12 protein-coding genes and 1 pseudogene are annotated in these 12,981 nt (G+C 73.3%); 3 read left to right on the top strand and 10 right to left on the bottom strand.

Annotation, left to right across the window (positions count from 1 at the left end; translation table 11 throughout):
- Positions 1-41: 41 nt before the first annotated feature.
- A complete protein-coding gene (locus tag LUW75_RS05630) occupies positions 42-1,244 on the top strand; it encodes an acetate kinase (RefSeq protein ID WP_250334631.1) in 1,203 nt (400 codons plus the stop codon).
- Positions 1,245-1,355: 111 nt separating this feature from the next.
- On the top strand, positions 1,356-2,786 hold the full coding sequence (gene pyk, locus LUW75_RS05635) for a pyruvate kinase (RefSeq protein ID WP_250334632.1): 1,431 nt from the start codon (positions 1,356-1,358) through the stop codon (positions 2,784-2,786).
- 66 nt (positions 2,787-2,852) lie between these two features.
- On the opposite strand, the gene LUW75_RS05640 is transcribed toward pyk, so the two are convergent.
- From LUW75_RS05640 to LUW75_RS05655, 3 genes are all read right to left on the bottom strand, one after another.
- On the bottom strand, positions 2,853-4,646 hold the full coding sequence (locus tag LUW75_RS05640) for a DUF6114 domain-containing protein (protein ID WP_462933694.1): 1,794 nt from the start codon (positions 4,644-4,646) through the stop codon (positions 2,853-2,855).
- Between the two features lie 94 nt (positions 4,647-4,740).
- Positions 4,741-5,415: a DUF6230 family protein gene (locus LUW75_RS05650; RefSeq protein WP_250334633.1), complete on the bottom strand. Its 675-nt coding sequence runs from the start codon at positions 5,413-5,415 to the stop codon at positions 4,741-4,743.
- A gap of 600 nt (positions 5,416-6,015) precedes the next feature.
- Positions 6,016-6,987: a tetratricopeptide repeat protein gene (locus LUW75_RS05655; RefSeq protein WP_250334634.1), complete on the bottom strand. Its 972-nt coding sequence runs from the start codon at positions 6,985-6,987 to the stop codon at positions 6,016-6,018.
- Between the two features lie 229 nt (positions 6,988-7,216).
- Here LUW75_RS05655 and LUW75_RS05660 point away from each other — a divergent pair, with 229 nt between their 5' ends.
- Positions 7,217-7,858 (top strand): TetR/AcrR family transcriptional regulator, encoded by a 642-nt coding sequence (locus LUW75_RS05660; RefSeq protein ID WP_250334635.1) that lies wholly within the window; start codon positions 7,217-7,219, stop codon positions 7,856-7,858.
- A gap of 233 nt (positions 7,859-8,091) precedes the next feature.
- On the opposite strand, the gene LUW75_RS05665 is transcribed toward LUW75_RS05660, so the two are convergent.
- From LUW75_RS05665 to LUW75_RS05695, 7 genes and pseudogenes are all read right to left on the bottom strand, one after another.
- Positions 8,092-8,586, bottom strand: coding sequence for a GNAT family N-acetyltransferase (locus tag LUW75_RS05665; RefSeq protein WP_250334636.1), 495 nt, complete (start codon positions 8,584-8,586; stop codon positions 8,092-8,094).
- Positions 8,587-8,644: 58 nt separating this feature from the next.
- Positions 8,645-10,345 (bottom strand): acyl-CoA mutase large subunit family protein, encoded by a 1,701-nt coding sequence (locus LUW75_RS05670; protein ID WP_250334637.1) that lies wholly within the window; start codon positions 10,343-10,345, stop codon positions 8,645-8,647.
- A 105-nt stretch (positions 10,346-10,450) separates the two neighbouring features.
- Complete coding sequence (locus LUW75_RS05675; RefSeq protein WP_250334638.1) at positions 10,451-10,783, bottom strand: DUF3817 domain-containing protein; 333 nt, start codon at positions 10,781-10,783, stop codon at positions 10,451-10,453.
- A gap of 32 nt (positions 10,784-10,815) precedes the next feature.
- Positions 10,816-11,337, bottom strand: a complete 522-nt coding sequence (locus LUW75_RS05680) for a MarR family winged helix-turn-helix transcriptional regulator (RefSeq protein ID WP_250334639.1) — start codon at positions 11,335-11,337, stop codon at positions 10,816-10,818.
- A gap of 527 nt (positions 11,338-11,864) precedes the next feature.
- Positions 11,865-12,101, bottom strand: a pseudogene (locus tag LUW75_RS05685) (glycosyl transferase); the annotation flags it as partial.
- A gap of 145 nt (positions 12,102-12,246) precedes the next feature.
- On the bottom strand, positions 12,247-12,537 hold the full coding sequence (locus LUW75_RS05690) for an MTH1187 family thiamine-binding protein (RefSeq protein WP_250334640.1): 291 nt from the start codon (positions 12,535-12,537) through the stop codon (positions 12,247-12,249).
- A complete protein-coding gene (locus LUW75_RS05695; RefSeq protein ID WP_250334641.1) occupies positions 12,534-12,878 on the bottom strand; it encodes a DUF3817 domain-containing protein in 345 nt (114 codons plus the stop codon). The genes LUW75_RS05690 and LUW75_RS05695 overlap by 4 nt, the downstream gene beginning before the upstream one ends.
- Positions 12,879-12,981 lie beyond the last annotated feature (103 nt).

The following is a 12,981-nucleotide window of genomic DNA, read 5'->3' on the forward strand; positions in this document are numbered from 1 at the left end:
GCCCCTCCGGCACCCGTCCGACGACAGAAAGCACCGCACCCGTGACCAGCGCGACCCGCGTCCTCGTCCTCAACTCCGGCTCCTCCTCGGTGAAGTACCAGCTGCTCGACATGCGGGACGGCTCCCGCCTCGCCGTCGGCCTCGTGGAGCGGATCGGCGAGGGCGCCTCGCGCCTGGCGCACACGCCGGCCGGGGGCGCGCCGCGCGAGCGCACCGCCCCGGTGGCCGGCCACGAGGCGGCCCTGGGGGCGGTCGCCGAGGAGCTGGCCGCCGACGGCCTCGGCCTGGACTCCCCCGAGCTGGCGGCGATCGGCCACCGGGTCGTCCACGGCGGGCTGCGGTTCACCGAGCCGACGGTGGTCACGGACGAGGTGCTGGCGGAGGTGGAGCGGCTGGTACCGGTGGCCCCGCTGCACAACCCGGCGAACATCGTCGGCATCCGCACGGCGCGGGCGCTGCGCCCGGACCTGCCGCAGGTGGCGGTCTTCGACACGGCGTTCCACACGACGATGCCGGAGTACGCCGCCCGGTACGCGATCGACGTGGAGACCGCCGACGCGCACCGCATCCGCCGCTACGGCTTCCACGGCACCTCCCACGCCTACGTCTCCCGCGAGACGGCCCGGCTGCTGGGCCGGGACCCGTCGGAGGTGAACGTGATCGTGCTGCACCTGGGCAACGGCGCGTCCGCCTCGGCGGTGGCCGGCGGGCGCTGCGTGGACACCTCGATGGGCCTGACCCCGCTGGAGGGCCTGGTGATGGGTACGCGCTCCGGTGACGTCGACCCGGCGGTCACGTTCCACCTGCGGCGGGTGGCCGGGATGTCGGTCGACGAGATCGACGAACTGCTGAACAGGAGGAGCGGCCTGGTGGGGCTGTGCGGGGACAACGACATGCGGGAGATCCGCCGCCGGATCGACGGGGGCGACGAGCGGGCCCGGCTCGCGTTCGACGTCTACGTCCACCGCCTCAAGAAGTACATCGGGGCGTACTGCGCGGTGCTCGGCCGGGTGGACGCGCTGGCGTTCACGGCGGGTGTCGGCGAGAACGCGGCCCCGGTGCGGGAGGCCGCCGTGGAGGGCCTGGAGGGGCTGGGCCTGGCGGTGGACGCCGAACTCAACGCCGTACGGTCCGGGGGGCCGCGCCTGATCTCGCCCGCGGGCGCGCGGGTGGCGGTGGCGGTGGTGCCGACCGACGAGGAACTGGAGATCGCGCGGCAGGCCTACTCGCTGGTGAACCGTTGAAACCGGGATCCGGCGAATTCCCGGAGAACTCCACCGGACGGTATTCCGCCCTTTTGCACGTTCCGCCGCCGGGAACATTCCGTACAGAAACAAACGGATAGGATCCGCCTCATGCGCCGTTCCAAGATCGTCTGCACGCTGGGCCCCGCCGTCGACTCCTACGAGCAGCTGAGAGCGCTCATCGAGGCCGGCATGAACGTGGCCCGCTTCAACATGAGTCACGGAACCCACGCCGAGCACGAGGAGCGGTACCGCCGCCTCCGCGAGGCGGCCCGGGACACGGGCCAGGCCGTCGGCGTGCTCGCCGACCTCCAGGGGCCGAAGATCCGTCTGGAGACCTTCGCCGAGGGCCCGGTGGAGCTGGTCCGCGGGGACGAGTTCACCATCACGACCGAGGACGTGCCCGGCGACAGGACGATCTGCGGCACCACGTACAAGGGCCTGCCCGGCGACGTCGCCAAGGGCGACCAGATCCTGATCAACGACGGCAACGTCGAGCTGAAGGTGCTGGAGGTGGACGGCTGCCGGGTGCGCTCGATCGTCATCGAGGGCGGCGTCGTCTCGGACCACAAGGGGATCAACCTCCCGGGCGCGGCGGTGAACGTGCCGGCGCTCTCCGGGAAGGACGTGGAGGACCTGCGCTTCGCGCTGCGGATGGGCTGCGACATGGTCGCGCTGTCCTTCGTCCGGGACGCCGACGACGTCAAGGACGTCCACCGGGTGATGGACGAGGCCGGCCGCCGGGTCCCGGTCATCGCGAAGGTGGAGAAGCCGCAGGCCGTCGCCAACATGCAGGACGTCGTGATGGCGTTCGACGGCGTGATGGTGGCGCGCGGCGACCTGGCCGTGGAGTACCCGCTCGAGAAGGTCCCGATGGTGCAGAAGCGGCTGGTCGAGCTGTGCCGCCGCAACGCCAAGCCGGTGATCGTCGCGACCCAGATGATGGAGTCGATGATCACCAACTCGCGCCCGACGCGCGCCGAGGCCTCCGACGTGGCGAACGCGATCCTGGACGGCGCCGACGCGGTCATGCTGTCCGCGGAGTCGTCCGTGGGCGCGTACCCGATCGAGACGGTCAGGACGATGTCGAAGATCGTCGTGGCGGCGGAGGAGGAGCTGCTCTCCAAGGGCCTCCAGCCCCTGGTCCCCGGCAAGAAGCCGCGCACCCAGGGCGGTTCGGTGGCCCGCGCGGCAGCGGAGATCGCGGACTTCCTGCACGGCAAGGCGCTGGTCGCCTTCACCAAGTCCGGCGACACGGCCCGGCGCCTCTCCCGCTACCGCGCGGCGCAGCCGATCCTGGCGTTCACCACGGACGTGGCGACCTGCAACCAGCTGACGCTGAGCTGGGGCATCGAGTCCTTCGTCGTCCCGCACGTCGACAACACCGACGCGATGGTCGACCTGGTCGACGCGGAGCTGCTGAAGCTCCAGCGCTACAGCCCGGGCGACCTCATGGTCATCACGGCGGGCTCCCCGCCCGGCGTCCCCGGCACCACCAACATGGTCCGCGTCCACCACCTGGGCAGCGGCGCGAACGACTGACGCCGGCCCGTACGCGGCGAGGGCGGCGCCCCGGTGGCCCGGGGTGCCGCCCTCGTGCTCGCGGTGTCAGCCCTCGATGAAGTTGCGGAGGCCCGGCACCGTGAGGGTGCCGCCGAACTGGGCCGCCTGGGTGACCTCCACGTCGGTGAAGAAGGCGAAGGGGACGTCCAGCGGGGGCGGGGTCCTGGGGCTGAACGTGATGGGGGCGAAGCCGAAGAGGTTGCCCTTCAGCTCCTCCGTGTACATCGTCACCGTGCCGCCGCGGATCGTGGACGTCGAACCGGGCCGGGAGGTGACGTGGCCCGTGCGGCCGTCGCCGTGGACGGTGAGCTGGTGCAGGTCCTTGATGTCCACCTCGGACGCGGTGAACTTCAGGGCCTTCTTCACCGTGCCGCTGCCCGTCCGCACCTCGACGACGCCGTGGTACTTCAGCCCGCGCAGCGTGAGCCTGGTGCTCTCCAGCCGCCACGGTTCGTCCGCCACGTGCGGGATGCCGGGCTCCGGTTCGGCCTCCGCGAGGGCCCGCGGGTCCGGGGTCGGGCACGGGAAGCGGGGCTTGGCGTCGTCCGGGACGTCCCCGTCCTTCCTCGGCTCCAGGCCCTTGGCCTCCTCCGGCAGTTCCTCGACCCGGGCGCCGGCCCTGTCGGCGGCCTCCTTGACGGCCCGCTCGGTCCCGTCCGCCGCCCCACCGGCCGGTTCCGCCGGGGGCGCGGGCTTCCCGGAGGGCTCCTCCCCCGGGCCCTCCGCCGGCCCGGCCGCCTCCGGGGCCTCGGGGGCCGGCGGCACGGGGGTCGGGGCCGCCGGGGTCGGCGTCGCGGCTCCGGTCGGCTCCCGCCGTCCGGTGAGGCCGTCGAAGAGGTCCTCGACGGCCCTGCCCACGCCCAGCGGGTCCAGCGGGTCGCGCGACGCGGTGGGGGTCGGGGCCGGGGACGGGAGGGTGCCCGCCTGCGGTTCCCCGGTCGGCTTCGCCGACGGCCCGCCCGCCGTCGGCTTCCCCGACGGCTTCCCCGCCTCCGCCCCGCCGCCCGGCGACGGCGTGACCGACGGCGACGCCGGGGCGGAGGGGGACGGGCTCGGCTTCGGCTCGTCCGGCTCCTGCGGCTGGTCCGACCGCGTCACGCACGGGCCCGGCGCGAAGGGGACGTCCTTCTCGTCCGCCAGCGCCGGCCGCGGCGTGAGGCTCATGCCCACGAAGACGGCCGTGGGCATCGCCGCCAGGGCCAGCGCCTTCCCCGCCGGTGCCTGGATCCTGTTCAGCAGCGATCTGCGGGGGGCCGCGTGGCGCGGTCCGCCCCTCCCGCGCGCGGCCCCGTCGTCGGCCGCCTCCGGCTGCGTCCCGTCACCCCGCACGGTTCCCCCCGCGGTCGGCGTCGACAGTCGTCTCGGTGTGGTACGCGGGCGCGGCGACCGGCTCCAGCAGGTCCTCCGCGCGGGGTGCCGGTTCTCCGGCCGGCTCGCTCTCCGGGCGCCCCGGCGCCCATGAGATGGAGAGCGCCCCCCGACCAGGGCCATCAGGAAGCCGATGGCGAAGCCGCCCAGGTTGGCCACGGGGATGGACACCAGGGCGAGCAGGATGGCGGCGACTCCGGCGAAGACGCGTACGGCCTGTTGGAACCACATGGTCAGTCCGAGGGTGACCAGCAGGACTCCGATGATCAGCGCCCCGGATCCCGCGGTCGTCGCCATCGAGAGGGTCATCTGGCCGAGCTTGAGGCTCGCGTACGGGAAGTAGGCGATCGGGATTCCGCCCAGCAGGGTGAACAGGCCCGCCCAGAACGGGCGGGTGCCCCGCCAGTCACGGAACCGCCGCCTGAGGACGCGGATGTGGTGCTCGTTTCGCTCCGGCGACTCGGCGCTCATGGAAGCTCCCTGGAACTGGTCTCGCTGTCTGAGGAGGGAGGCGGGCGGGCACGATCGCCTCGCGGTCCCCGCGCCCGCCCGCACGGATCACCGGTCAGTAGCACTCGACGCCGGGACCGTCACCCTGGTGCAGGCCCATGTGCAGCCCGGTCAGTTTGAAGGTGCCGGCCGTGGTCGCCCACGCCCTCTGCTTCACGTTGGTCAGGGTCGCGAACTCCGCCTGCTGGGCGAAGCCGTTCTGGTTGATCTTCGCCGTGTCCTTGACCGCCGGGCCCTTGCCGACGCCCGGCTTGTCGGTGTCCTTGGCCGCCATGCCGATGTCGATGTTGGTGAACTCGGCGTCGGCGTTGAGGTCGGTGACGTCGATGTACAGGTTGGTCGCCTTGACCTTCTGCTCGTCCCTCGGGCCGGGGCCGGCCGTCAGCCTCAGCGTGATCTTGCCGAAGACCGGGACGTCCGGCGTGACCACCGACTGGCACATCTTGGTGATCGTGGCCTTCTTGAAGGACGAGATCGCCACCGGCCGCGGGACGAGCTGCTCGCCTTCCTTGACCTTGGCGTAGCCCATGTCGACGCCGCCGTACTGGGCGAAGCCCTCGCCGTGCAGGTAGGCGGCGGTGACCTTGAACTCCTGGCCGGAGACGGCGAACGACGCCGCGAGGGCGCCCTGTGACAGGCCGACGCCGATCGCGGCCGTCGCGGCCACGCTGGGCACCATGACGACGGCGAACCGCTTCCATCTGGTCCCACCGCGGATCTGGGACTCCATAGATTCCTCCTTCTCGGACGTGCATCCCCGGGTCGGACCCCTCGGGTCCGACCCGGAATGGAGAAGCGCTACGTCCTCGGGAAGGGCAACGCCCGCGGATCGGGCGCGAACCGCGCCCGGATCACCGGCGACCACCCCCGAGCGACAACCACGGCCGCTCGGCACAGGCGTCCGCGCGGCCCGTTCGGACAGGCCCCGCCGGATGGGCGGGGACCCCCCTGTCCACGGCCGGTGCGAATGCCCCGGCCCGCCCGGTGGGGACCCGACCACGCGGCGCGGCTGTTCACCGGGCTGCCTCGGTGTCGGACCGGGCGTGGCCGATCGTGGACCATCCGGGCCCAGGGCACAAGAGGGTTCGTTACCCACTGGTAACGGCTTGGCGAACCGGCCGCGACGGGATGCCGCCGTACGGACACTCACGGTGCTACCGGCCGGTTCGACGAAAGGTGAATTCGGCGCAGATGGCCGGACATGCGCCCGGGGCCGACTTACTGGAAGTAACAGCGACCGCGTTTGCCAAGATTTGGCAAAGCGCGGTCGCGCGGGGTCCCGGCTCCGGCCGCCCCGCCCCACCGGCGGGACGGCCGCCCGGAGCCCGGATCAGAACAGCACGCGCGCCAGGTCGCCGCGGGCCTTGATCACCCGCGGATCGTCCGGGCCGACGACCTCGAACAGCTCCAGCAGCCGCACCCGCGCCGCGTCCCGGTCGTCGCCGACCGTGCGCCGCACGGTGTCGACGAGCCGCCCGAAGGCGTCCTCCACGTGGCCGCCGACCAGGTCGAGGTCGGCGGCGGCCAGCTGCGCCGCCACGTCCGCCGGATCGTCGGCGGCGTTCTTGCGGACCTGCTGCGGGTCCGCCCCCTGCACCCGTCCGAGCAGTTCGGCCTGGGCGAGACCCAGCTTGGCCTCGGTGTTGCCGGGGTCGTCGACCAGGACGTTCCGGTACGCCCGGACGGCGCCCGCGACGTCACCGGAGTCCAGTGCCCGGACCGCCGCCTCCAGCAGCGCGTCGTACGGGCCGGCCGGCACCGCCCCGGCGCCCGCGGCGGGGGCCTCGCCGTCCGCGTCCACGGTCAGCCCGGTCAGGCCGAAGCGCTGCTCGGCCACCTGGACCAGCTGATCGAGGGTCTCGCGGATCTGCGGCTCCGGCGCCGCACCCTGGAAGAGCGGCAGGGCCTGGCCGGCCACCACCGCGAACACCGCCGGGATGCCCTGGATCCCGAACTGCTGCATCAGCATCTGGTTGGCGTCGACGTCGATCTTGGCCAGGACGAAGCGGCCGTCGTACTCGACGGCCAGCCGCTCCAGCAACGGGCCGAGTTGCTTGCACGGCTGGCACCACTCGGCCCAGAAGTCGATGACGACCGGCACCTCGGCGGAGCGCTGGAGGACGTCGCGCTCGAAGCCGGCCTCATCGACGTCGATCACCAGCGCGGACGGGGGGACGGCCGCGGCGCCGCCCTGCCGGGCCGCCTGCGCGCGCGCCTGCTCCGCCTTCGCCTTGGCCTCTCCGGCCGCCTTCACCGCGGCGAGGTCGACGACGCCGCTCATGGACATGTTCCTAGGCTGCATGGGTACATCCTCCCCCGTCCGCGCGCGTGGCCCGTACGCGACGGCACGGAACGCGGTGGCACCGGGTCCCCACCCGGTGCCCGTGGTTGTCGCCGCAGGCCTCCACGGCCTTCCGCTACGGGTCGTAGCGTAACCGTAACGCCGGAGGCGTGGACCACCCGGGCGAGTGAACTGGCTCACACGTGCGGCGACGGGGGCACTTCTGCTACCCGCCGGTATGGTCGCCGTCATGCCCCGCCGCACCCCTCCTCCCGGCGCCGCCGGACGCCCCGGGCGTCCGCGCAGCGCCGCGGCGGACACCGCGATCCTGGAGGCGGCCCGCGCCGCCCTGGCCGAGCTGGGCTGGTCCGGGCTGTCGATGGGCGACGTGGCGGCCCGCGCGGGCGTCGCCAAGACCACCCTGTACCGGCGCTGGGCCGGCAAGAACGAGCTGGTCGTGGATGCCGTCGCGGTCCTCTTCGACGGGCTGGAGCTGCCCGACCGCGGTAGCCTCGCCGCGGACGTGGAGGGGGTGGTGCGCCAGTTCGCCGCGCTGCTCGCACGCCCCGAGGCCAGGACGGCGCTGATGGCCGTCGTCTCCGAGGCCACCCGCGACGAACCGCTGCGCGAGCGGATCCGCGTCTCCATCGTCGAGCGCCAGAAGCGGCTGGTCCTGGAGGGCCGGGTCCGCGCCCAGGCCCGCGGGGAGCTGCCCGCGACGCCGGCCGGCCGCGACGGTGAGGCGGACGCGGCCGACGACCTGATCTTCGACGTCATCGCGGGCACCGTGGTCCACCGGGCCCTGGTCAGCGGGCAGCCCGTCGACGAGGAGTGGATCGGGCGGCTCACGACGCTGCTGCTCGGCGGTCTCGGCGCCGCCGTGGGCGGCTGAACGCGCCGGACGGGGACGGCACGCGGGAGACCGCGGGCCGGGCCGGAGCGGAGGGGCCGGGGGGGTGACGGCCGTGCCGGGCCCGGAGGCCGGCGGCCCTCTCGCAGGACCGCGAAAAGGACAACGGGGCGGAAGGGGGCGGGGTCGGGCCCGGAACGGCGGCGCCGGCGGGACGGGCGGACCGACGGCCGACCGTCGGGCGGGGCCTGCGGGACGCAGGGGGCGGACCGGGCTCAGAGGGGCCGGTACATCACGTGCAGCCCCGTGTAGCCCCGCTCCGGGTGGCGGAAGGCCTCCGGCACGGTGCCGACGATCCGGAAGCCCAGGTCCTCGTAGAGCCGCACCGCGTGGGTGTTGGTCTGGACGACCGCGTTGAACTGCATCCCCCGGAAGCCCGCCTCCTTCGCCCACCGGAGGCTGTCCTCCACGAGCGCCCGGCCGACGCCGCGCCCGCCGTACGCCGGGTCGACCATGTAGCTGGCGCTGGCGACGTGGGAGCCGTTGCCCGCCTGGTTGCGGTTCGTCTTGGCCGTGCCGACGACCGTGCCGGCCGCGTCGACGGCGACGACCGTGCGGTCGGGCGGCTCCAGCAGCCACCAGCCGCGCGCCTCCTCGGCGTCGAGGTCGACCGGGTAGGTGAAGGTGTCGCCGGCGGCGACGATCCGGTGGAAGAAGGGCCAGAGGGCCGGCCAGTCGGCGACGGTGGCCTCTCGGATCACGGTGTGCATGCCCTCAGCATGCACACCGTGGTCCTCCGGAGACGAAGGGTTTTCGGCGGCGGGCCGCTCAGAACCCGGCGGGCTCGGTGTAGGTGCCCCACTCGTCGCGCAGGGCGTCGCAGATCTCCCCGAGCGTGGCCTCGGCCCGTACGGCGTCGAGCATGGGCCCGATCATGTTGGAGCCGTCGCGGGCGGCGGCCAGCATCGCGTCGAGCGCGGAACGCACCTTCGCGTCGTCGCGGCGGGCCTTGCGGTCGGCGAGGACCCGGACCTGCTCGCGCTCCACCTCGTGGCTGACCCGGAGGATCTCCAGGTCGCCGGTGACGGAACCGGTGTGGCAGTTGACGCCGACGACCCTCTTGTCGCCCTTCTCCAGGGACTGCTGGTAGCGGAAGGCGGACTCGGCGATCTCCCCGGTGAACCAGCCGTCCTCGATCCCGCGCAGGATGCCGGAGGTGATCGGGCCGATGGGGTGCTTCCCGTCCGGGTGGGCGCGCAGGCCGCGCTCCTTGATCTGGTCGAAGATCTTCTCGGCGTCGGCCTCGATGCGGTCGGTGAGCTGCTCCACGTACCAGGAGCCGCCCAGCGGGTCCGCGACGTTGGCCACGCCGGTCTCCTCCATCAGCACCTGCTGCGTGCGCAGGGCGATCTCGGCGGCCTGCTCGGAGGGGAGGGCGAGGGTCTCGTCGAGGGCGTTGGTGTGCAGCGAGTTGGTGCCGCCGAGCACCGCGGCGAGCGCCTCGACTGCGGTGCGCACGACGTTGTTGTACGGCTGCTGCGCGGTCAGGGAGACGCCGGCGGTCTGGGTGTGGAAGCGGAGCCATTGCGCCTTGTCGGTCGTGGCGCCGTAGACCTCCTTCATCCAGCGGGCCCAGATGCGGCGGGCGGCGCGGAACTTGGCGATCTCCTCGAAGAAGTCGACGTGCGCGTCGAAGAAGAAGGAGAGGCCGGGGGCGAAGACGTCCACGTCCAGGCCGCGGGAGAGGCCGAGCTCGACGTAGCCGAAGCCGTCGGCGAGGGTGTACGCCAGCTCCTGCGCGGCCGTCGCGCCGGCCTCGCGGATGTGGTAGCCGGAGACGGAGAGCGGCTTGTACGCGGGGATGTCCCGGGCGCAGTGCTCCATCAGGTCGCCGATGAGGCGCAGGTGGGGCTCCGGCTCGAACAGCCACTCCTTCTGGGCGATGTACTCCTTGAAGATGTCCGTCTGGAGCGTGCCGTTGAGGACGGACGGGTCGACGCCCTGGCGCTCGGCGGCGACGAGGTACATGCAGAAGACCGGGACGGCGGGGCCGCTGATGGTCATCGAGGTGGTGACGTCGCCGAGCGGGATGTCCTTGAAGAGGACCTCCATGTCGGCGGCGGAGTCGATGGCGACGCCGCAGTGGCCGACCTCGCCGAGCGAGCGGGGGTCGTCGGAGTCGCGGCCCATGAGCGTGGGCATGTCGAAGGCGACGGAGAGGCCGCCGCCGCCCGCGGCCAGGATCATCTTGTACCGCTCGTTCGTCTGCTCGGCGTTGCCGAAGCCGGCGAACTGGCGGATGGTCCAGGTGCGGCCGCGGTAGCCGGTCGGGTACAGGCCCCGGGTGAAGGGGTACTCACCGGGCCAGCCGATCCGCTCGAAGCCGTCGTAGGTGTCGCCGGGCCGCGGCCCGTACACGGGCTCCACGGGGTCCCCGGAGAGCGTGGTGAAGTCGGCGTCGCGCTTCCTGGCGGCGTCGTAACGGGCCTGCCAGCGTCGGCGGCCTTCCTCGATGGCGTCAGCGTCCATACCCTCGAATTTACTAGGACGTCCAAGTAAATGTCGATGGCCGACCACCGGGGGAGCGTCACACCCGACGGCCGGGGCCTCGGCGGGCCCCCGCGGGCCCGGGGCTCAGGCCTCGGCGACGGCCGGGGCGGAGCCGGCGATCAGCGGCCCGACCTCGCGGACGACCTTGCGCTCGACGAAGAACGCGGCGAGGGGGATGGTGCCGCTGAGCAGGATCCACAGCAGCTTGCCGAGCGGCCAGCGCGCCTTGGACCCCAGGTCGAAGGCGAAGACGAGGTAGACGATGTAGAGGATGCCGTGGGTCTGGGACACCACGAAGGTCACGTCCTCGCCCATGTCGAACCCGTACTTGAAGACCATGCAGGTCGACAGGATCAACAGCATGACGGCGGTGACGTAGGCCATCACCCGGTAGCGGGTCAGCACGCTGGATTTCATGCCATCGAGCGTAACCACCCGGCCAGGGCGGTCTACGCGCGCCCCTGCCCCTCCTCGAAGTCCCCCGCGGCCACCCGCAGCGGCCGGAGCATCGCGAAGATCTCCGCGCACCCCTCCGCGTCGTACGCGCCCAGGCCGAAGTCCACGGCCATCAGGTCCGCCGTGGCCGCCTCGACCACCTCGCGGCCCTTGTCCGTGACGGAGGCGAGCGTGCCCCGCCCGTCCCGGGGGTTGGGACGCTTGGCGACGAGACCGGAGCGGACCAGCCGGTCGACGGTGTTCGTCACGGACGTGGGGTGGACCATCAGCCGCTCGCCGATCTTCGACATGGGCAACTCCCCGGACTTGGAGAAGGTGAGCAGCACCAGCGCCTCGTACCGCGCGAACGTCAGCCCGTACGGCTTGACCACCGCGTCGACCTCGGCCAGCAGGATCTGGTGGGCGCGCATGATCGAGGTGATCGCCGCCATCGAGGGGACCGGCCCCCAGCGCCGCCGCCAGAGCTCGTCGGCGCGGGCGATGGGGTCGAAGGGGAGGCTGAGCGGCTTCGGCACGCCCCGACCTTACCGAGCGGCCACATCGCGGTCGCCCGGGTCTCACACTCCGGTCGCCGCGGGACGCTCCCGGCGGCCGACCGGGCGGGAGCCGCCCCGCTTCTCCGCGGCCCTCGGGGCACCCTCGTACGCAGTGGACGGCTCCCGCTCAGGGCCGCCCCGTGCGGCCGTCCACGGCCGGGAGGGGCCGGTGCCGTCGGGGTCCCGGGGCCGGGCCCGTACTCCGCCCGCACGCCCTTGCCGGGCACCCCGCCGGGCCGGGGACGCCGGCCCCACCGGGTCGCGGGACGGCCGCCGGGAGCAGGCCGCGCCCGTCGGTGCGGTCCGCGCCGGGGCGGCGTTCGCCCCGGGTGTCGGCGCCCCCGACGCGTACGGTCGTGGTGAGGGCCGTGACCGGCGCGATCGACCGGACAGGGGACCCGTCACGCTCCGCGGCCGCCGCGCGGTGGGGTTCGAGGCGACCGGCCCCCACGCGGTCGCACGGCCCCCACGCGGTCGCACGGCGCCCGCGAGGCGGTCGGCTGGCCGGGCCGGACCAGGTAGGCGAGGAGGACCGCGGAGAGCACCGGGGCGGGCGTCATGAGCAGTACGGCCCGCGCTCGGTGCGGCTCGCGTCCGAGCGGGCTGCGGTACCCGACGGTGTACGCCGCCGTGCCCGGGTCCGTCAGGGGGCCGGCGAGGCGGCTGTACGCGTCGTAGTCGTAGCCGCCGCCGGGAGCCGTCCCGTCGCCGTCGCCGGCACCGCCGCCCTCCGACCTGGGCACCGGTGTCTCCAGCCTGTCGAGCGGGATCGCTTACCCCCACGAAAGGGGACGGGCCGGTACGTGTCGATCCGGAGGCCCCCGACCGGGCGTACGGCTCGGCGGGTCGGGGGCCGGAGGGAGCGGGCCGCAGCGGGCGGCGCCGGGGTCAGGCCAGGCGGCGCTCCACCGCGTCGACCTTGGCGGTGAGGCCGTCCGTCACGCCGGGGCGGATGTCGGCCTTCAGGACGAGGGAGACGCGCGGGGCGCGGGCCTCGACGGCCGCCACCGCGCGGCGGACGACGTCCATGACCTCGTCCCACTCCCCCTCCACGGAGGTGAACATCGCGTCGGTGCGGTTCGGCAGGCCCGACTCGCGGACGACGCGCACGGCCTCGGCGACGTACTCGCCGACCTCCTCGCCGACGCCCAGCGGGGTGACGGAGAACGCGACGATCACGCGTCCACCGTCCCCTCGCGCCGGGCGCGGGAGGCGATCACGGCGGCGTCGGCGGCGCGCCTGAGCCTGCGGTCGGCGTAGAAGCCTCCGAAGGGCACCACGGCGAGGACGAAGTACAGCGCGCCGGTCTTCACATCCCACTTCGCGTTCTTCCAGGCGTCCAGCCAGAAGACCAGGTACAGCACGAAGAGGAAGCCGTGGACGGCGCCCATGAAGGGGACGGCGTTGAACTCCGTGGTGCGCTTGAGGACCGAGCAGACGAGCAGCACGAGGAAGGAGACCGCCTCGGGGCCCGAGACGAGGCGGAGGCGGTGGAGGGCGGATGCGGTCTTGATGTCCACGGGAACAGGCACCTTCTGCGCGGGGGTCGGTCTTGTGAAAGGGTGCACAAGCTTGCCCGCATTCTGCCAGGCGGACCCGGCGGGGGGCCCGCCGGGTCCGGAT

This window comes from Streptomyces sp. MRC013 (assembly GCF_023614235.1).
Classification (GTDB): domain Bacteria; phylum Actinomycetota; class Actinomycetes; order Streptomycetales; family Streptomycetaceae; genus Streptomyces.